Here is an 18,180-nt window from a genome sequence, read left to right on the forward strand (position 1 = left end):
CCGAGCAGGGTGCAGGCCAGCAGCACGAGCCGGACCAGAGGCCCGGTTCGTGCTGCTCGCGCTGTCAAGGCCTTCACGCTAGCGTGCCGCCGGCGGCCGGCTTCGCCAGAACTCGACACCGGGGTGCTTACTCGGCCGTCGGGCGCAGTCGTACCCGGCGCAGGAGTTGGGCGTTGAGCGCGACGACGATGGTGGAGGCGGACATCAGCACCGCCGCGATGGCGGGGCTGAGGGTGATACCGGTCCAGGCGAGCACGCCTGCGGCCAGGGGCAGGGCGACCACGTTGTAGCCGGCGGCCCAGGCCAGGTTCTGGATCATCTTGCGGTAGGAGGCCCGGGACAGCCGGATGACCCCGGTGACCCCGCGCGGATCGGAGGAGGCCAGGACCACCCCGGCCGACTCGATCGCGACATCGGTGCCGGCGCCGATGGCGATGCCGACGTCGGCGCGGGCCAGCGCGGGGGCGTCGTTGACGCCGTCGCCGACCATCGCCACCCTCAGACCCCGCTTCTGTAGGTCCGCGACGGCGTCGTCCTTGTCAGCGGGCAGCACTTCGGCGAACACCTCGTCCTCACCGGGACGGAACCCCAGGTCGGCGGCGACCGCCTCGGCAACCGGCCAGGCGTCACCGGTGATCATCACGATCTTGCGAACACCCTGCTCGCGTAGCTCGGCGATGGCCTGCCGGGCCTCGGGACGGACCTGGTCTTCCAGCGCCAAGGCGCCGACAACGATCGCCCCATCGTCGTCGAGGCGCAGTAGGTGAAGCACCGCCGCTCCGCGCCGCGACCAGTCGTCCTGGCGATGCCGCAGGTCGTCGGGGACGGTCGCCCGCAGCTCGCGCAGCAGGGCGGGTCCGCCGACGGCGTAGGGGGTGCCGTCGACGTCGGCGCGCACGCCGCGTCCGGTTAGCGACTGGAAGCCGGTGGCCCGGCGGGTGAGGCCCCGGTCGGCGGCCGCGGCGACCATCGCGCGGGCCAAGGGATGCTCGCTGTCCGCCTCCACCGCCGCAGCGGTGGCCAGAACCTCGTGGTCGCTGGCGGCGCCGGTGGCGGCCACGCCGGTGACGACGTGTTCGCCGCGGGTCAGGGTGCCGGTCTTGTCGAACAGCACCGCGTCGACGGTGCGCATCCGCTCCAGCGCCAGGCGGTCCTTGACGAGGATGCCGCCCTTGGCCGCCACTGCGGTGGACAAGGCGATCACTAGCGGGATGGCCAGACCGAGGGCGTGCGGGCAGGCGACCACCAACACCGTGATGGTTCGGACGACGGCCTGGTCGAGGTTGCCCAGCACCGTCCAGGCCAGCACGGTCACCACGGCGGTCGCGGTGGCGATGTAGAACAGCCACGCGGCGAACCGGTCGGCGAGCACCTGCGCCCGACCACTGGACTGCTGCGCCTGCGCCACCAGGCGCTGAATGCCGGCCAGGGCGGTGTCCTCCCCGACGGCGTCGATGCGGACCCGGATCGCCGCGTCGGTGGCCACCGTGCCGGCGACCACCCGGTCGCCCGTGGTCCGGGTGACCGGCCGGGACTCCCCGGTAATCATCGACTCGTCCATCTCGGCACCGCCGTCGACGACCGTGCCGTCGGCCGGCACCCGTCCGCCCGGACGGACGAGGACCACGTCCCCGACTCCCAGCTCGACCGCAGACACCCGCTGCGGCTGGCCCTGCGCGTCGAGGCGTTCGGCGTCGTCGGGCAACAGCGCGGCCAGGGCCGACAGCGCGCCCTGGGCCTGGCCGATCGCCTTCATCTCCTGCCAGTGCCCCAGCAGCATGATCGTGACCAGGGCAGCCAGCTCCCACCAGAAGTCCAGGTCGAACGCGCCCAGCGCGGTGGCCAGCGACGCCACGTACGCCACGCTGATCGCCATCGCGATCAGCAGCATCATCCCCGGCGCCCGGTCCCGGATCTCCTGCACCGCGCCCTGCAGGAACGGCCACCCACCCCAGGCGAACACCACCGTGCCCAGCACCGGCGCCACCCAACCGACACCGGGAAAGTCAAGCCGGTAGCCGAACCAGTCCATCACCATGTGACTGGTCACCACGACCGGCACCGTCAGGACCAGACTCAGCCAGAACCTGCGGCGGAACATCTCCGGATCGTGCCCGGCGTGCTTGTCATGCCCCCCGTGACCGGAGCGGTGGTGAACCATGTGGCCGTGGTGGTCGCCGTGGCGCTCCTGCCGCCCGTCGGTGTCCGTGTGACTGCCTGCCGACGTCGGCATGGCCTGGTGTTCGTGCGACATCGTCATCGCCTCCCTCAGGGCAACGAACATACCCCCCAGGGGTATAGCTTGCCAGGCGTGTCGATGTCTCGCGGATCACTCCCCACTCGATGAGGGTGAACGCGCCGGCTCAGACTGCTCGCGGCTACCCTCCGCAGCTGACTCCATGCACCGCCGAGACACCCTGCGGATTTAGCGCTCGGTGCCAGCCCGGGTGCGGCGATAGCTGTAGCGCGTCATGCCTCGCGGCTTGTCAATGGTCAGGGCCGTCGCGGCGAGCACGACCAGCAGCCCGCCGGCGGCATGCACGACCAGCGACAGCCGCATCGGCAACCACGCGTACCCCACCGGGCCCGCAGTGGCGGCGGCGGCGAGTGCGCCGATCGGGGCAAGCTGCTGCCACAACACGACGCTGGCCACGACGACCAGCGCGAGCTTGATCAGCACCCCACCAGTGCCGCAGCAACCCCCACGACATCCCCAGCGACGACCACAGCCCACTAGTAGTGCTTTGTTAGGTTCGGGGGCGTTTGTTGCGGTGTAACGGTTTCACGGGTTGGTGGCAGGTGATACAGGCGCCGGTCCATGTCGCGAGGAGTCGTTGCAACTCGCGGATGACCTGTAGAGGGTCAGGCCGGCGCAGCCGCTTCTGGGTCCGAGCGGAGTGCGGTGACAAGGCGGTGCGACCTGACGGACGTGCAGTGGGCGGTGCTGGAGCCGTTGCTGCCGACGCCGACGCGGCCGGGTCGTCCGTCGTTGTGGAGTAGGCGGCAGTTGATCGACGGGATGCGGTGGCGGATCAGGGTGGGTGCCCCGTGGCGGGACGTGCCACCGCAGTACGGCTCCTGGTCGGCGGTGTATGCCCTGTTCCGCCGTTGGCAGCGCGACGGGACCTGGAAGAGGGTTCTGACCTCGCTGCAGGCCCTCGCCGATGCGGGCGGGCGGATTACCTGAGACGTGTCGGTGGACTCGACCAGCGCGCGTGCCCACCAGCACGCTGCCGGGGCGAGGAAAAGGGGGATCTGCAGGCCGAACCACCCGGCGGCATCAGCGTCGAGCCGGCTGATCACACGCTCGGCCGCTCCCGGGGTGGGTTGACCACGAAACTGCACCTGGGCTGCGAGCAAGGCCAGAAGCCTCTCGCCATCGTGCTGACCGCCGGACATCGCGGCGACAGCCCGCAGTTCATTCCGGTCCTGGCCGCCATCCGCGTCCCACGGCTGACCACGGGCCGGCCGAGGACCCGTCCGGACCGGGTTCTGGCCGACAAGGCGTACACGTCGAGGGCGAACCGGCAGTATCTGCGCCGGCGAGGGATCGCCGCGACCATCCCGAGCAAAGCCGACCAGGACGCACATCGCCAGGCCAAGGGATCCAAAGGCGGCCGGCCGCCAGCCTTCGATCCGCACCTCTACCAACAGCGGCACGCCGTGGAGTGCGGCATCAATCGGCTCAAGCGCAACCGAGCCGTGGCCACCCGCTTCGACAAGCTGGCCGTCCGCTACGAAGCCACCATCCACCTCGCCGCCATCAACGAATGGCTGTGACCGACTCGACACAGGTCCTAACCGAGTTTGATCTAGACCCACCAGGAAGCGGTCCGGCTTGTGTCGTGTTGACTGATCGCATGGTCGATTGGTCCGAGCGAGACCTCCAGCAGCTTCCGCACGACGAGATTATGGCGTTGCTGGATCGGCTGGAGCGGAAGCCGAGCGCTGACTTGTGGAAGGAACTGAACAATCGCCTGATCACGGAGGGCGAGTGTTGGTACTCGGCAGGCTATGCGGCCCTGCCGCGCCTGAGTGCCTTAGCCCAGATGGGCGCCGAGGAACACCGTCAGGCAGCCATCCAGCTTGCGTCGATGATCATCATGACCTTGCACCGGCATCACACCGATGACGATCTAGTGCGCGCCGATCCGTCTGCCCTGGCCACCCTGCACCACCTCACCTTGTCACGCCTTCCAGGCATGACCGGCGACCAATTCCGCTGGTACTTCCAGGCAGCTGCCGCGTTTGCCGGCTACACGTTCTGGGCCACGATCAGTCTTGACTTCTCCGACGAGCACTACCGCATCGAATGCCCACACTGCGCCACACTGCTGATGATCGTGATCGGCGATTACGGTCGCTACTCGGCGATCCGCGACGAATGGGCAGGCGATATTCACCGAATCCCAATACGTCCGGCCAACCCCGCGATCCTCGACGTGTTCCGCCAGCGGATGCACGATACCGCCGCCGCGTGCGGCGACTCAGTCCTGGCGGATGGACTGACGTACCTGTTCGGCGACGCGACCTGCTGCAACTGTGACATCACCTTCAACATCGCCGATTGGTACGAAGCCCAGAACAGTCCCGCCCAACCCATTGATCCGGTCATACCCCGCGTCGACCGCTCCTACTAAACCGCGCCCACACATCGACGCCGCCAAAGGCGTTTTGATACAGGCCCTAGCCACACATCGACGCCGCCAAAGGCGCATTTTGATACAGGTCCTAGCCACCCATCCCCCAAAACACCGGGACAGGCTAAAGGACGTCTGTAACCGGCTGAGGTGGTGCACAAAGCCGGCGAGGACGTTCCGGCGACCCGACCGACCGCCAACCCACCGAACGACTCCTTCGCGGCACGAGGAGGTGTCGCTTCCGGGGAGTATGTCGATGCCCCTCTACTGCTGGAGGTAAGTGAGGACAGCTCGGACTCGTTTGTGCGAGGTGTCGTCGGCGTCAAGGTGGAGTTTGGCGAAGATGCGGTTGATGTGCTTGGCGACGGCGGCGTCGCTGACGACGAGCGCCTGGGCGATCGCGGAGTTGGTTTTGCCCTCGGCCATGAGCGCGAGCACGTCGATCTCGCGTGGGGTGAGGTCTTCGAGACGGGAGCGGTGCCGGAGAAGCTTGCGGACGACTTGCGGGTCGATGACTTCACCGCCGGCAGCGATCGTGTCGAGGGCGTCGAGGAATTCTTCGACGTTGCCGACGCGGTCTTTGAGGAGGTAGCCGATGCCGCCGTCGCCGGTGGTGAGGAGGTCTGCGGCGGCGCGGCCGGAGACGATCTGGGAGAGCACCAGGATCGGTTCGCTTGGGTTTACGAGCCGGAGGGCGCGGGCGGCTTGGATGCCTTCGTCGGTGTGGGTCGGCGGCATGCGCACGTCCACGATGGAAGTGTCTGGGTGGTGCGTGTGAACGGCTTCGAGCAGGTCGTCGCTGTTCTCGACGGCGGCGACCACTTCGTGTCCGGCTGTTTCGAGTAGGGCGCGGAGGCCTTCACGGATGAGGGCGGCGTCTTCGGCGATCACGATGCGCATGGGACCTCCAGGGTGATCCGGGTCGGCCCGCCGATCGGGCTGGTGAGCCGTACGTTGCCACCGAGGGTTTCGATCCGGTCGATGACGCCGAGCAGGCCGGTGCCACTGGGGTCGGCTCCGCCGGCTCCGTCGTCCTCGACGGTGATGAATATGCGGCCGTCGGCGTGGTGGGCGAGGAGGAGGACGCGGGTCGCGCGCGCGTGTTTGAGGATGTTGGTGCACAGCTCGCTGGCGGCGAAGTACACCCCGACCTGCGCCTCGCCGGGAATGTTCTCGGGCAGGTCGATGCTGACCTCGGTGCTGATCCCGGCAGTCTCAGTCCTGGCGGCAAGGTCGTCCAGCGCCCCGGTGAGGTCTTTCTCGCGCAGGGCGGCGGGGAAGATGTCGTGCACGATCTCGCGGAGCTCTTCGACGGCGCGGCGTACGTCGGTGCCGGCCTGCTCGATGAGGTGGGTGATGTCGTTCCTGCGGTCGTGCTGGTACCGCATCGATCCGAGCGTCATCATCAGGGCGGTGAGGCGCTGCTGGACGCCGTCGTGCAGGTCCCGTTCGATTCTGCGTCGTTCGGCGTCGAATGCGCTGGTGACCCGGGCACGGGAACGGGTGAGATCATCGAGTTGGGCGGTGAGTTCTGCGGTCGGTTCGGTAATGAGCGGCCGGGCGAGGTAGCGCTGTCCTTCCGCGACGAGGGTGACCGCGTACAGACCCGCGGCGATGAGCGCGAGCCCGAGGAGGCACAGCAGGGCTTGGGCGATGGGGTTGCGCTGGATCTCGGTCGTGTTCGGGTCGACGGTGGCCGGGTCGATTCCGAGGATGCTGAAGGTGACGAGCAGCCCGCTGGATGCGGTGAGCATGCCTGGCATTAACAGCACGAGGGTGAGCACGACGAAGTTCAGCGCCGACAGCGGGACGAGGAGCACCCCGTGCAGCAGCTCGGTCCAGGTGATCCGCTCCCGGGACCGGGCACGGATCCATTCCCGCAGTCCCGCGTGCGAGGCAGGGGCGTGCGGGTTCGGGATCGCGCCCCGGTCGAGCAGCCGGAGCCGGTGCCGTTCGACGTGCCCGAGCGGCACGCCGGCCAGTGCGAGCAGCGGCCAGCAGCTCACCAGCCACACGACGGCGATGACCGGCGTGCTCAGCAGATGAGCGAGGGAGCGCCATGGCCACGAGGTGAACAGCAGCCCGATCGGGTGGCGACGCAGCGCGAGACCGGGGGTGGTGGCACTCGGCTGTTCTTCTCGCATGCCTCCCATTGTCACGGGCGCACCTGGGCTCTCCTGTCGTCTCATCTCGGCACCACGTTCCTCACGCCGATCGCAGGCCCACGGCGACGTCGGCGCGCAGTGAGGACCGTGCGGGCCACCATTGGACAAGGAAGAGGATGAGCCAGCTGAGGACGAACCCGAGGACCAAGGCCGTCCACGGCACGGAGACGATGGGATGGCCGACGTAGGCGCTGGAGCTGATGGCCGTCGTCGCTACGGTGATGGTGATGGGCACGATGGCGAGCACGATGCCGGTCAGGGCGAGCAGGTACGCCTGCCAGGCGTACCAGGCCGTGATGGGCCGGCTCGGCATCCCGGCGATCCGCAGCAGCGAGTGCTCCCGTTCAAGGTCGCGCGAGGCCAGCGACACGACTGCGGCAGAGGTGACGAGAAGGACGAAGGAGCTCAGGGCGGCCATGACGAGGGTGTCGGCGAGGTTCGTCTCGGTCGAGCCGTCGAGAGTCGTGACGACAGCGGCGGTTGACTCGACCGAAATGAGCATGACTCCGACTCCGCCGATGCCCGCTGCCAGCGGGGCGACGGTGTTCGCGCTCGTGCCCGCCCTCTCGATGGCGGCCTTGGCCGCGAGCCTGCCGGTGACGCTGCCCGCTGCACCGGCCAAGCGACCGAGGCCGGCGAGGATCACCGGGACAATGAGCGGGCCGATGATATAGATCAGGATGACCGCGCAGACACCGGCGTTCATGGCGAGGTTGAACATCACCGCAACTCCGGCTTCCTGTGCGCTCATGACGGCCGCGGCGACGATCATGCCCAGCGAGGACAGGAGGAAGAGCCCCGCCACCGGTGCCCGCCACCACCAGCCCTTGCGGCGGGAGCGTGGGATGTCGCGGAAGACCTCGATCGCCTGGGTCCGCGAGCCCCGGTGCGCCGGGCCGAAGGCCCCGAGCAGGCAGGTGAGAACGCCGAGGACCAGGGAGAGGATCCAGGCGAGGATGGACGGCGGCAGCGTCGGGGCGTCGAAGCCCGGCGCGGCCATCTGGTTGAACGCCGGGACGACGAGGTAGCTGGCGGCGATCGCGAGGAGCGAGCCGGGTACGGCGCCGATGAGCGAGGCTGTAGCGACGAGAGCCCAGATACTACGGCGGACGTCGCTGGGACTGGCACCGACGAGACGCCATTGGGAGAAGGTGCGTCGGGTGGCCTCGACGGTCGCGGTTCCGACGACGGTGAGCGAGAACAGCGCCAGAGCGGCGACGAGCATGTAGATCGTCTCGGCGACGATGGTGAACTCGGTGATCGAGTGGCCCTGCGCCTCGACCGCGGCGACGAAACGGTCGTCGTGAGTCCAGGCGAACTGCGTCGCGCACAGGCCGACCAGCACGGTGACCGCGGCGACCGTGACGATCGCCGGCCACCAGCTGCCGAGGTCGGAGAAGAGGATCCGGCGGACGTACTTATGCATGCGGCTCTCCTCCGAGGCGTGCCATGGTGTGGAAAATCTCGTCGACGCCGAGCCGCCCAGTCATATGCGCGATCATTCCGTCGCGCATGAACACGATCCGGTCGGCCAGCGCCGCGGACTCGACGTCGTGGGTGACCATGACGACCGAGCAGTCCTGGGTGGCCAGCTCACGCAGCACCTGGAGCACGATTCCGGTGTTGGCGGTGTCGAGCGCGCCGGTGGGCTCGTCGGCGAAGATCACCGACGGGCTCATGAGGATCGCCCGGCACAGCGCCGCCCGCTGCTGCTCGCCGCCGGAGAGCGTGCTCACCTTCGACGCCTTCTTCTCGAGCAGGCCGAAGCGGGAGAGGATGCCATCGACGGCGGCACTGTCGACTGCCTGGCGGGCCAGGGCGTGCGGGAGCCGAACATTCTCCTCGACGGTGAGGTAGCCGATGAGGTTGTACTGCTGGAAGACGAAGCTCGCCGTCTGCCGGAGGAACCGAGTGCGCTTCTCGTCGCCGAGGGAATAGAGGTTTGTCCCGTTGATCGAAACCTGCCCTTGGTCGGGGCGGTCGAGGCCGCTGAGGCAGTAGAGCAAGGAGGTCTTGCCCGCGCCACTGGGACCGACGACGGCGGTAAGGCCGCCGCCGGTGAGATCGAGAGAGCAGCCCCGGAGGATCGGGTCCTGCTGCCCGCCGCCACTCGGGAACCTGACGATCTGGTCGGCCTGGATCGCGGGGGCTGTGCGTGACGGGGACGGATGTGAAGCCATACATCCATCTCACGACGTCACTCGTCCCCAGTCGATGATGCTGTCACCCCAATCAGAGGTAACGCCAGCGATACCTCCACCAGACCGCTCGGCCGGCGAAGCCGGGTCTTCGGATCTGTGGGTGGGTAGCTCACCCTGACCTGCGGCGTGGTCTGCGCCAGGGCCGAGTCCCGTCGGCGGCAAAGAGCATGCGGAGGCGGTAGTTGCCGAAGTTGCGGAAGCCGTGGGCCAGGCGGCGAGTCTTCTCGATGATGAGGTTGATCGCTTCGGTGCCGCCGTTGCTGATGCCGTAGCGGTGCGGGTCGGTGTCGAAGTAGGCCAACACCCACGAGGGGTGATAGCCAAATCGACGCAGAACGAAGCCACCGTAGCTGACCTCAGCGCAACCGGGCGAGCACCCATCGCAAGGGGAACAGCCCTCGCCACCGTTGGAACAACCAGACCTACCGCATTCGGCGGAACAGAAGAAGTGCTGGGACCGAGCGGGGCACTACCGGACGGGGCGGGACGCGAGGGATGGCCGTCGCACGAGCACCCACACGTCCAGAAGGGACGCTTAAGCGAAGGGGCCTGACCGCCGTTTCTGCAGGTCAGCCCCCTTGTGATCTTGCGCGCCCGAAGGGACTCGAACCCACAACCTTCTGATCCGTAGTGAGATCCCTCAATGCGCGGAGGATTTCATCCGGCCCAGTCCATCCACATCCAACCCAACCCGTAAGCGTTATAGCAGGTCCATGTTCTCAGCTATGGACTTCGCAACGAACTCCGCTCGGAAACAAAGCAGGAAGTCCGGCACAGTCCGGCCCGTCCCGGCTGGTTTCCCGACGTCCGAGCACCCATGGAGCAACCCCGAGCAGCCGGACCAGGGGCAGGCACGAAGCGCGGCTTCCGGGCATGCCGGCCGGGCGGGTTCCATCCCTGGTGGTGCGATCCAGCGCTGGGTGTCGCGGTACTCGCGGAATGCCTCCGCGGGCTGCTCCACCCGCTCCTAGGCGGGCAGTTCTCGCTGGAACGTCTCGGCACCCGCAGAAGGCAAGTTCGCGCCGGTACGGCCGGCGGTGACGTCGATTGGGTTGTTCACGGCTGCGGTGCCTCGCCCTTAGGGGCGACCGCGACCACTTCACGGCGGAACTCCAGAGGGAACGCTTTCGGCATGGCAGATATCCTTCCCGCGAGGAACACATACATCCTCACAGGTCAGGAGTCAACCGAACCGGGGGCAGTCCCCTGTGGCAGTCGAGGCCGCTCCCGCGAGTCCGGGCCCGCACGCCCCGGCTCCCACACCACGCCGATCGCACCGAGCCCCTCCCCTTCGTGGTCGAGCGTGCGCCTACCGCATGATTGCGCTGACAACAGCCACCGCGACGACTCCGAACAGCAACGGGATCAGACAGCCGACGAATGCGGTTCCACGCACCTTCGTCCTCGCGAACAGCGTTGCTCTGCGCGATCGACGCGCTTCATCCGCGACGCGCATCCCCGGCACGGCAGAACCAACCTGCCGGTCCAGTTGCTCGTCCACCAACGCGGCGAGATCCTCGATCCACTCCCAGAATGCGGGATCCGTGTTCGGCAGCGCCCGACGCGCGATGAAGAAGACGCGCCCGTCGACGATCTCGACATCGCAGTTCCCTGCGAACTCGACGAGCGTCTCCTGCACTGCGGGGGCGAGCAGCCTCCGGACGGCTTCGTCATCCTGCGGTGCGCAAAAGACCTTGAAATGCACGTCGAACGAGCCGCCTATCACCAGCGGTCGGTGCGATGGCAGTACTTTCCATGGGCACGACGGGAGATCTCGCGCGGCGGTCACCAGCGTCATCGGCGGCAACGCTGTCCGCAGGGTGAACATGGCGTAGCAGGCCGTATGCGGCAAACGCGCTCGCCCCGCCCACGTGTCATAGGCGTAGTTCGCGACCTCGAACGGAAGATCCGCAGTCGCGGTCACCAGATCGCCCGCGGCACGCGACGATCCGACACGGAACAAAGCCGCCGGTCGAACCGGATTCTTCTCGATGGCTCTGTAGGACATCCCATTCGCCTCGGTGAAGCGCCTCAGCCGGTACCAGCCGACATCCGAGGCCCGACGCCCCCGGACGACACCCCGGACCTGCATCACGGCGAGCGGAACCACCATGAGACCCGCGATCACCACCGTCGTGGCATCGGCGCCGGGTGCCCCGAACATGAGCTGCACCATTAGCACGTAAAGGGCGGCCAGCACCCCCGCACCGACCACAAGTACGGCGGCCTGGAACACGATCCGGCTCCCGGCTGCGGCCTCGCCGAAACGTCCGCCTTCATGACGTACCAGTTCGCGACCCTCCGCACGGGCGAGCGCAGGATCGACGGGGACGTGAAGCGCGGCGTCATCGAAGCGCAACGTCATCAGACCAACCTCCGCCACAGGTCCACGGCAAGAGCCTCTGGTGCGGGATCATAGGCTGTCGCGGTGGCGTGTGTGGGCGTGGCGTGGGCCGTGCCGGTCGCGGTGGCGGCGATGGCGGAGGCTCCGAGGATCGCCGCAGTCAGGGCCTGCAGCGACCGGGGCAGGTGTATCGATGCCAGCCACCGCATAAGCCGGGCGATGGCGGTGTAGAGACGAACCGCGACGGCGGTGGCCAGCAACGCCCACACCAACCAGCCGCCGGCCAGTACCACCATGGCCAAAAAGCCGGGAGTAAGGGGTGGCTCACCCATTCCCGCAGCAGGTCCGTGGGGAAACGCGGAACAGCGTTGGGCCAGGTGAGCCGTACGACCCCAGTCACCCGGTGGCGCCCGCCTCTGCGGGTCTGCCGGCGGTCCCGAAGCTGATCATCGCCGCCGGGATCACCCGAGTCGTCCTCGCCCTCCGCGAGCCACCCCTCTTCGTCACTGCGCGCCCACCGGCGCCGCCAACTCGATCAGCGTGCCCAAGCCGCCGACGACGGCCGACCCTGGACCGATTCCGGGTACGTGTTCACCCGCCCCGACGGGCAGCCGATCAACCCGAACTACGCCACAACCCGCTTCCGCAAACTCGTTGAACGCACCGAACTACCACCCGTGCGGCTGCACGACCTGCGGCACGGCGCGGCTTCCCTGGCCCATCAAGCCGGCGCCGACCTGAAAACCCTGCAAGACCTGCTCGGCCACTCCAGCATCGTGATCACCGCCGACACCTACACCACCGTCCTACCCCAGGTACAGCGACACTATGCCGACGCCACCGCCCACCTCGTCCTCACCGCAGCCCGCCGCACCCGCCAAGGTCCGAAAGAAGAGCCACCGCAACCGGCCCAAGCCCCGACCGGCGGCACATACTCCGGCTCGGAAGACACCCGCGAAGCCGCAGGTCACGAACCCGCCACAGGCCGCACGGCCACGCAACGTGATGACACCCGAATGGCACCCACGTGACACCCACCGTCCACACCAGCCAGACAACAAGGGGCCTGGCCCGGAGCGGTCGAGTTCGCCGCCGACCTCGCGACGTTCCTCGCCTCCGGGCTGACCCCGACCAAGGCCGCCGATCGTTCCTCCCGGTACCCCTACGACGAGGAACGTCGCGCTCTTGGGCTACTCGCCGATGTCACGATCAGCGCCGACGCCGCACAGGCCCGGACGATCTGGGAGCCGATACTCACCCTCGGCGCCACTGCCTCCTCCTGGGTGGACTACTACCTCAGCCAGGTCTGGAGCACCGCCTGCACGAGGGACCCGTGGCCAGCAGCGTTTCCCGCCCTGGTCGCAGACATGTTGGACTTCGCCACCACCGCCACCACCGCCAGCACCTGGCAGGGCCACTCCGGCACGGGCGTCCTGACGCTCGCCGTCGCCGGCCTCGGCGAGTGGGGGCACTCGCCGGTCAGCGAGCAGCAGACAGCCGCCATCCACGCAGCCGTGCCGGCGTGGTCGACGTGGTTCGGCGAGCACATGGACCACGACGACTTCGCCTACGCAGCCGTCCGCTTCTTCCAGGAGCCGGCCGCGGCAGCGTTCGTCCACGACGCCGTCGGCTGGCTCGCCGACCGCGAACGTTCCTCCAACCCCACCAGCGAGCGGATGGATACCGCAGTCACCGAGTTCCTGGTCACCATCCCCACTCGCACCCCGAACCCGCTGCGCGGCTCCGGCCCCACCGCAGACAGTGGCCGGCAAATCCTCGCCCGCCTCCACGGTCGAGGCAACGCCGTGGCCGGCCAGCTCCTCAGCAGCCTGACCTGACCGTTTCCGGCGATCTTGTTAGTAGGTTTCAGCGGCCGGGAAGCGGTCGCTGAAGGTGATGGCGAAGGCGTTCAACGAGGGTTACCGACATGACTTCGAGAAGGCGTCGAGACGGTGACCGCTGAAACCTCGCTGACGCAACACGACGCCGTCGTCACCCGGCTCCGGCACTTCCTGGACGCGCTCGCCAGCGCGGCACCCGACGAGCAGTCCGGCGAGCGCCTGCGCCACGACCTCGCCCGCTGGACCGAGGACCTGCGGCGATTCGCCGTGCCGGAGAGCCGCCGCCACTACGGCCGGTCCCCCACGCTCGCGTCGGCAGGTCAGGCCCCCCTGGTACGTCGTCGACGAGGCGACACCCCCGGAGCGACTCGCCGGCCGGGCGTCCTTCGGCACCTTCTTCCTCGGCGGCCGTGGTGCCGCCCACGGGGGCACGATCCCGCTGCTCTTCGACGAGTTGTTCGGCTGGCTGGCCAACTCCGAGGGCATGCCGCCGTCGCGCACGGCGTACCTCACGACGAACTACCGTGCCGTCGTCGGCATCAGCCGACCGCTGACCTTCACCGCATGGACCGACCGGGTCGAGGGCCGCAAGCGGTTCCTGCGTGCCGAGCTCCGCGACGGGGACACCGTGTGCGCCGAGGGCGACGCACTTTTCGTCACGCTGCGTCCGGGTCAGCCCTGACGATCGGCCGGTACGCCGGTGCAGCCCGCCCGGCCGGCTGCCGCCATCGGTCGTGCCCGCGCTGGACGGGCAACTCGGGTGGACAGGGGCAACCCGACTGGCGGGGAAGAGACCTTGCCTCTCCGGTGAGGTGTTGTCCGGGTGACCTGTGGAGCTGCCCCGGAGATGGGGCAGTTCCACAGAGCACGCCACCCCTCCCGCTCCGCGTCCGGCCCAGCCGCCCACGCACAGGGCATCCCGGGCCAGCACCGACGATTGCCCAGCAACCTTCGAAAGACGAGGCTCTCGGCGGCGATCAGGGGCCGGATCGGAACGCCTCGACCGCGATCAGCCTCGCGGGAGACTCGACCGACCGCACCGGCGAACATCTGCGGCCGCGCTCCGCGCTCCGCACGTTCAGCGCGGGCGGCCGTCGTCCAGCGGGATCGGCAGCGCGAGGGCGTCCGTACTGCCGACCGGAGTCACGGAGTGCGCCGGTGGCGGCCGGTCGCTGGCCGGTGTCCGCGAGAAGAGCCGGACCTGCCCCGCCGGGCCCGGTCCCCGGGTCACCACGCAGGTGACCAGACGAACCGGCGGGGGTGGTGCGACGAATCGGCCCGTCCCCCAGCGCACCCAGATCGGGACGCGGCCCGCCGCCGCCTCCGCCAGGAGTTTCTCCACGGTGCGCCGCCGGTCGGTGCGGTCCACCTCGACGACCACGGGCGGACCGTTCGGTCGGGCACAGGCGACGTCGAGTACGGAGCACTGTCCGGACAGTGGTGGGGGCAGCGGCAGGACGCTGGCCGCCCGGCGATAGACCCGCCAGCCTTCAGCACGTGCCCACTCGACCACCGAGTCGATGATCAGCGCGGTCACCTGGTCGGCTGCGGCGTCCCGGAAGGTCAACCCGTCCAGCCGACGGACGAGTGACGCGGCGACCCGCTCACTGTCGTCGGCGACGTCCATGGCCGGCAGCCTAGCGGGTGGCGGCTGCATGACCGGCCTGAGCTTCAGTCGTCGGGCGCCCACCTGCACCGACTGCGCTGGCCGGTCAAGCCGCTCAATCCACGCCGCCGGCCGCAGTCCCCTGGCCCGGTCCGGTCGCGGAGACGGAGGCGGGGAACAGTCGATCGACGGCGGCGGCAATGGCGACGGCGACGGCTCGGCGGGCGGCCATGAAGGCGTCCCGTTCCTCGCCGGCGGCGGAGGCGAGATCGCTCTGGCCGGCCCACGAGATTGGCCAACTGGCTGACGAACGCCAGAATGTCGCGCGGGGGTCCCACCCGGGGCCAGGTGGCCGGGATCCTGCGCCCCGCGTACGTGCTTGGCCGCCTCGGCGGCCTTGGTGTAAAGCTCCGCATGCTGCTTGCACACCGCGGCCCCTCAGCCTCGGCGAGGTCCGCCGTCTCCTGGCACACCTGATCACCACCACGCGACCCTTCGACCACATCCATCGATGGTCACGATGGCGGCGCCGACACCAGTACCGGGCCAAAAACAGGTCACTACCAGCGAAGACACCGAATCAGTCAGCTACGGCTGGAGTATTAGTGCCGAATGGCGCAAAGGGATTCTCAGCCCTCGTCGTCGCCGAAGGAGTCGAAGACCTCGTCGGCGACCATGCCGCCGGCGAAGCCGAGGGCCGCGCCACCGACCACGCCGGCGGCGACCGCGCCCATGCCGGGCCCACGCCGCTCGTGGTGCTCCTCGTAGTGATCGCCCGGGTGGCCGTAGGCCACGTGTCCGTGTCCCGGAGCGCCGTAGCCGGGCTGACCGTAGCCCGGCGGCGGGTAGCCGGGAGCGCCGTAGCCCTGCGTGGGTGGGGCGTAGCCGTGGCCGGCGTGCAGGCTCTGGTAGCCGTCCAGGGCCTGGCGGACCCAGGTGTCGACCTGCGCGGTCCAGTCGACGCGGTCGGCGTCGGCGTGCGCGGCGTGATAGCGGCCGAACGAGTCGTGGCCACCGGTGAAGAGGCCGCCACGCTTGTCGAACTCCAACACGACGTCCACGCCGTGCTCGTTGGCGACGAAGGTCAACTCGGCCTCGTTGACGCCGTGGGCGTACTGCGGGGCGGCGTAGTACTCGATCTCCTGGTAGAACGGCAGGCTCTGGTGCACGCCGAGGAGGTGCCCACGTTCCAGGTCGGCGCCCTTGAACTGGAAGCCGAGCCGGCCGAACGCCTCCAGGATGCGCTCCTGCACCGGCAGCGGGTGCACGAACACGGGGTCGAGGTCGCCCTTGTCGACCGCGCCGCGGATGGCCACCTCGGTACGTAGGCCCATGGTCATGCCGTGCAGGTTCTGCCCGTACAGGTCGGTCACCGGGGTTTCCCACGGCACCGCGACTTGAAGCGGCAGCGACAGGTGCTGCCCCTCACGCAGGTGCAGGCCACCGGCGACCTGGACGCGGTGGAACTCGACGAGAGCGTCGTACTCCTCCTCCGCGCCCTCCGTCTCCACCCGGGTGACCAGACCGACGGTGATGTGGTCGATCTCCACATCGTGGCTGCCGCCGGTCAGGTTCACCTGCCCGTCGAGCACCAGCCCCGGACGGACGTTCGGATTGGACAGGACCGCATCGACGCTGGGGCCGCCCACCCCGAACGCGCCCAGCATCTTCTTGAACACCACGAGCCTCTTCTCCCGACGACAGCGACCCGCGACACCCGGCCCCGCAGAACCGCTGCGGAGTGCCTGTGCCGCGACGAGCCCGACAACATCCACAGTGGATGCGTCGCGGTCGGGAAGCTGACAACGCCACCTGGCAAGAAGCTGAGTACGGCCGGACGGTCAGGTGCGCTTGTCCTCCTCGTCGGCCTCCTCCCGTGGACGCAACCCACCGCGCCGGTACTGGCGGCGCCGAGGAAGGGCGTCTGCTGTGACGCCGTTGACCGACCGTGACGACGCCGAGTCAGGCACCGTCGGCAAGGGTCAGGCCGTCGTCAAGGAAGATGGCCTGACCGACGTCAAGCAGGTTGCCGGGCCCGCTGCCCGAGGTGCTTGACGCGCTCGAGGCCGACCACGGCTACCTGCTCGACGGCGCGGTGTTCACCCCGGGCCCGATCTGCACCTGGCTGGGCCTCGGTGGTGACCATTCGATCCGCCCTGCGACCTCCAGCACAGCCGGTCCCTGTCAGCCGGGGCGGTGGGGCGACCGTGGCCCGACCACGCAGAGCTCGCCCCACATGTCGGCTCCGCCTGGAAACTGAGCCTGTGATTCCGGCTGAACTTCGACTCCTTCTGGCAGCATCGGGAGGTGCTGAGGGTGGAGGACTGGGCGGAGGTCCGTCGGTTGCACCGGGCGGGGCGGGATGGCCCTGGATTTTCTCCTGGCGTTCGGATAGGCAACTCATGCTCGCGCAACCGATACCAGCCGAACGCAAGGGAGATTCAGTGGGACGCCGTTTCGAGGAAATCGACTGGCGTGAGACGCCGATGGGTGCCATCAGCCTGCGACGCCGGCTTGATCCGACACTCAACGTCGACGTCTACGAGGTGAAACTGAACGACGAATACCTGATGTCGAGCCTGTTCACGGTGGCCGAGAGCGAGCTCGCCCGGCTCGCCCTGGCCGAGCTGCACGGAACTGACCTCGACGTTGTCGTCGGTGGTCTCGGCCTCGGGTACACCGCCGCAGCCGTGCTGGATGACCCGCGGGTACGGACGCTGACCGTGGTCGAGGCGCTGGGCGAGGTCATCTGCTGGCACCGAAGTGGTGCGTTGCCGCTGGCCAGCCGGCTCACCGGGGATCCGCGCAGCTCTCTGACGCAGGGTGACTTCTTCGCGATGGTGAACGACCCGGCCGGCTTCGACCCGGAAAGGCCCGGCCGGCGCTTCGACGCCGTCCTGGTCGACATCGACCACTCACCCCGACATGTTCTGCACCCGAGCCATGGCGCGTTCTATACCCCCGCCGGTCTGCGCCGGCTCGCCGGCCATCTGCGGGCTGGCGGAGTCTTCGCGCTCTGGTCGGACGACCCGCCGGATGACCGGATCACCGCCATGCTCGGCGAGGTGTTCGTCACCGCGCGGGCGCACGTGGTCACATTCGCCAACCACCTGACCGGCGGCGAGGCCGCCAACACGGTCTACGTCGCAGGCCGGTAGCCCAGACGAGTCGCGTCCACCCGGTCGATATTCCATTCCGCAGCGGCGGCCGAAGCGCCGTGGGTAGCGCTCGCCGGACGAAGCCCGCCTCGTGCACAGCTCCCAACGTGATCGCTTCCGTGGCCGCAGGCCTCGACGCTCTCGCCGGCGGGGTCCTGCGGTGGCGAAAGTTCTGGCTCAATACTCCAGCCGTAGCTGATTGAGTCGGTGTCTTCGCTGGTAGTG

15 protein-coding genes and 3 pseudogenes are annotated in these 18,180 nt (G+C 68.6%); 7 read left to right on the forward strand and 11 right to left on the reverse strand.

Annotation, left to right across the window (positions count from 1 at the left end; translation table 11 throughout):
* Nucleotides 1–127 precede the first annotated feature (127 nt).
* Complete coding sequence (locus AB0F58_RS25160) at nucleotides 128–2,161, reverse strand: copper-translocating P-type ATPase (protein WP_357147737.1); 2,034 nt, start codon at nucleotides 2,159–2,161, stop codon at nucleotides 128–130.
* A gap of 264 nt (nucleotides 2,162–2,425) precedes the next feature.
* Nucleotides 2,426–2,680 (reverse strand): hypothetical protein, encoded by a 255-nt coding sequence (locus AB0F58_RS25165; RefSeq protein ID WP_357147598.1) that lies wholly within the window; start codon nucleotides 2,678–2,680, stop codon nucleotides 2,426–2,428.
* A gap of 222 nt (nucleotides 2,681–2,902) precedes the next feature.
* On the opposite strand from AB0F58_RS25165, the pseudogene AB0F58_RS25170 reads away from it, so the two are divergent.
* Together AB0F58_RS25170 and AB0F58_RS25175 are read left to right on the forward strand one after the other, a co-directional pair.
* Nucleotides 2,903–3,780, forward strand: a pseudogene (locus AB0F58_RS25170) (IS5 family transposase).
* Nucleotides 3,781–3,845: 65 nt separating this feature from the next.
* Complete coding sequence (locus tag AB0F58_RS25175) at nucleotides 3,846–4,640, forward strand: hypothetical protein (RefSeq protein WP_357147601.1); 795 nt, start codon at nucleotides 3,846–3,848, stop codon at nucleotides 4,638–4,640.
* A gap of 264 nt (nucleotides 4,641–4,904) precedes the next feature.
* On the opposite strand, the gene AB0F58_RS25180 is transcribed toward AB0F58_RS25175, so the two are convergent.
* From AB0F58_RS25180 to AB0F58_RS25210, 7 genes are all read right to left on the reverse strand, one after another.
* Complete coding sequence (locus tag AB0F58_RS25180; RefSeq protein WP_357147604.1) at nucleotides 4,905–5,540, reverse strand: response regulator transcription factor; 636 nt, start codon at nucleotides 5,538–5,540, stop codon at nucleotides 4,905–4,907.
* A complete protein-coding gene (locus AB0F58_RS25185) occupies nucleotides 5,528–6,784 on the reverse strand; it encodes a sensor domain-containing protein (protein ID WP_357147607.1) in 1,257 nt (418 codons plus the stop codon). The genes AB0F58_RS25180 and AB0F58_RS25185 overlap by 13 nt, the downstream gene beginning before the upstream one ends.
* 61 nt (nucleotides 6,785–6,845) lie before the next feature.
* Nucleotides 6,846–8,150 (reverse strand): ABC transporter permease, encoded by a 1,305-nt coding sequence (locus tag AB0F58_RS25190; RefSeq protein ID WP_357147610.1) that lies wholly within the window; start codon nucleotides 8,148–8,150, stop codon nucleotides 6,846–6,848.
* Nucleotides 8,151–8,223: 73 nt separating this feature from the next.
* On the reverse strand, nucleotides 8,224–8,985 hold the full coding sequence (locus AB0F58_RS25195; protein WP_357147613.1) for an ABC transporter ATP-binding protein: 762 nt from the start codon (nucleotides 8,983–8,985) through the stop codon (nucleotides 8,224–8,226).
* Nucleotides 8,986–9,115: 130 nt separating this feature from the next.
* Nucleotides 9,116–9,340 carry a transposase gene (locus AB0F58_RS25200; RefSeq protein ID WP_357147740.1) on the reverse strand — a complete coding sequence of 75 codons (225 nt, stop codon included), beginning with the start codon at nucleotides 9,338–9,340 and terminating at the stop codon, nucleotides 9,116–9,118.
* 975 nt (nucleotides 9,341–10,315) lie between these two features.
* Nucleotides 10,316–11,371, reverse strand: coding sequence for a hypothetical protein (locus AB0F58_RS25205; protein WP_357147616.1), 1,056 nt, complete (start codon nucleotides 11,369–11,371; stop codon nucleotides 10,316–10,318).
* Complete coding sequence (locus AB0F58_RS25210; RefSeq protein ID WP_357147618.1) at nucleotides 11,371–11,646, reverse strand: hypothetical protein; 276 nt, start codon at nucleotides 11,644–11,646, stop codon at nucleotides 11,371–11,373. The genes AB0F58_RS25205 and AB0F58_RS25210 overlap by 1 nt, the downstream gene beginning before the upstream one ends.
* Nucleotides 11,647–11,856: 210 nt before the next feature.
* Between AB0F58_RS25210 and AB0F58_RS25215 the strand changes: the two are divergent.
* From AB0F58_RS25215 to AB0F58_RS25225, 3 genes and pseudogenes are all read left to right on the forward strand, one after another.
* Nucleotides 11,857–12,475: pseudogene (locus AB0F58_RS25215) on the forward strand (site-specific integrase); the annotation flags it as partial.
* Nucleotides 12,476–12,717: 242 nt separating this feature from the next.
* Complete coding sequence (locus AB0F58_RS25220; RefSeq protein WP_357147621.1) at nucleotides 12,718–13,188, forward strand: hypothetical protein; 471 nt, start codon at nucleotides 12,718–12,720, stop codon at nucleotides 13,186–13,188.
* A 427-nt stretch (nucleotides 13,189–13,615) separates the two neighbouring features.
* Nucleotides 13,616–13,873: pseudogene (locus AB0F58_RS25225) on the forward strand (hotdog domain-containing protein); the annotation flags it as partial.
* Between the two features lie 396 nt (nucleotides 13,874–14,269).
* Here AB0F58_RS25225 and AB0F58_RS25230 read toward each other — a convergent pair.
* Entirely contained in the window at nucleotides 14,270–14,818 is a 549-nt protein-coding gene (locus AB0F58_RS25230) for a hypothetical protein (RefSeq protein WP_357147624.1), read from the reverse strand.
* A 608-nt stretch (nucleotides 14,819–15,426) separates the two neighbouring features.
* Nucleotides 15,427–16,479 (reverse strand): sporulation protein, encoded by a 1,053-nt coding sequence (locus tag AB0F58_RS25235; RefSeq protein WP_357147627.1) that lies wholly within the window; start codon nucleotides 16,477–16,479, stop codon nucleotides 15,427–15,429.
* A gap of 247 nt (nucleotides 16,480–16,726) precedes the next feature.
* Here AB0F58_RS25235 and AB0F58_RS25240 point away from each other — a divergent pair, with 247 nt between their 5' ends.
* Together AB0F58_RS25240 and AB0F58_RS25245 are read left to right on the forward strand one after the other, a co-directional pair.
* Entirely contained in the window at nucleotides 16,727–16,852 is a 126-nt protein-coding gene (locus AB0F58_RS25240; RefSeq protein ID WP_357147749.1) for a hypothetical protein, read from the forward strand.
* Nucleotides 16,853–17,241: 389 nt separating this feature from the next.
* On the forward strand, nucleotides 17,242–17,955 hold the full coding sequence (locus AB0F58_RS25245; protein WP_357147630.1) for a spermidine synthase: 714 nt from the start codon (nucleotides 17,242–17,244) through the stop codon (nucleotides 17,953–17,955).
* Nucleotides 17,956–18,180 lie beyond the last annotated feature (225 nt).

This window comes from Micromonospora sp. NPDC023956 (assembly GCF_040639195.1).
Lineage (GTDB): Bacteria > Actinomycetota > Actinomycetes > Mycobacteriales > Micromonosporaceae > Micromonospora.

What these genes read in the sequence shown, in the direction of transcription:
- AB0F58_RS25205 (WP_357147616.1), bottom strand. Translation starts at nt 11,371, where the DNA reads ATGACGTTGCGCTTCGATGACGCCGCGCTTCACGTCCCCGTCGATCCT.
- AB0F58_RS25220 (WP_357147621.1), top strand. Translation starts at nt 12,718, where the DNA reads ATGTTGGACTTCGCCACCACCGCCACCACCGCCAGCACCTGGCAGGGC.
- AB0F58_RS25195 (WP_357147613.1), bottom strand. Translation starts at nt 8,985, where the DNA reads ATGGCTTCACATCCGTCCCCGTCACGCACAGCCCCCGCGATCCAGGCC.
- AB0F58_RS25180 (WP_357147604.1), bottom strand. Translation starts at nt 5,540, where the DNA reads ATGCGCATCGTGATCGCCGAAGACGCCGCCCTCATCCGTGAAGGCCTC.
- AB0F58_RS25160 (WP_357147737.1), bottom strand. Translation starts at nt 2,161, where the DNA reads ATGGTTCACCACCGCTCCGGTCACGGGGGGCATGACAAGCACGCCGGG.
- AB0F58_RS25185 (WP_357147607.1), bottom strand. Translation starts at nt 6,784, where the DNA reads ATGCGAGAAGAACAGCCGAGTGCCACCACCCCCGGTCTCGCGCTGCGT.
- AB0F58_RS25210 (WP_357147618.1), bottom strand. Translation starts at nt 11,646, where the DNA reads ATGGTGGTACTGGCCGGCGGCTGGTTGGTGTGGGCGTTGCTGGCCACC.
- AB0F58_RS25230 (WP_357147624.1), bottom strand. Translation starts at nt 14,818, where the DNA reads ATGGACGTCGCCGACGACAGTGAGCGGGTCGCCGCGTCACTCGTCCGT.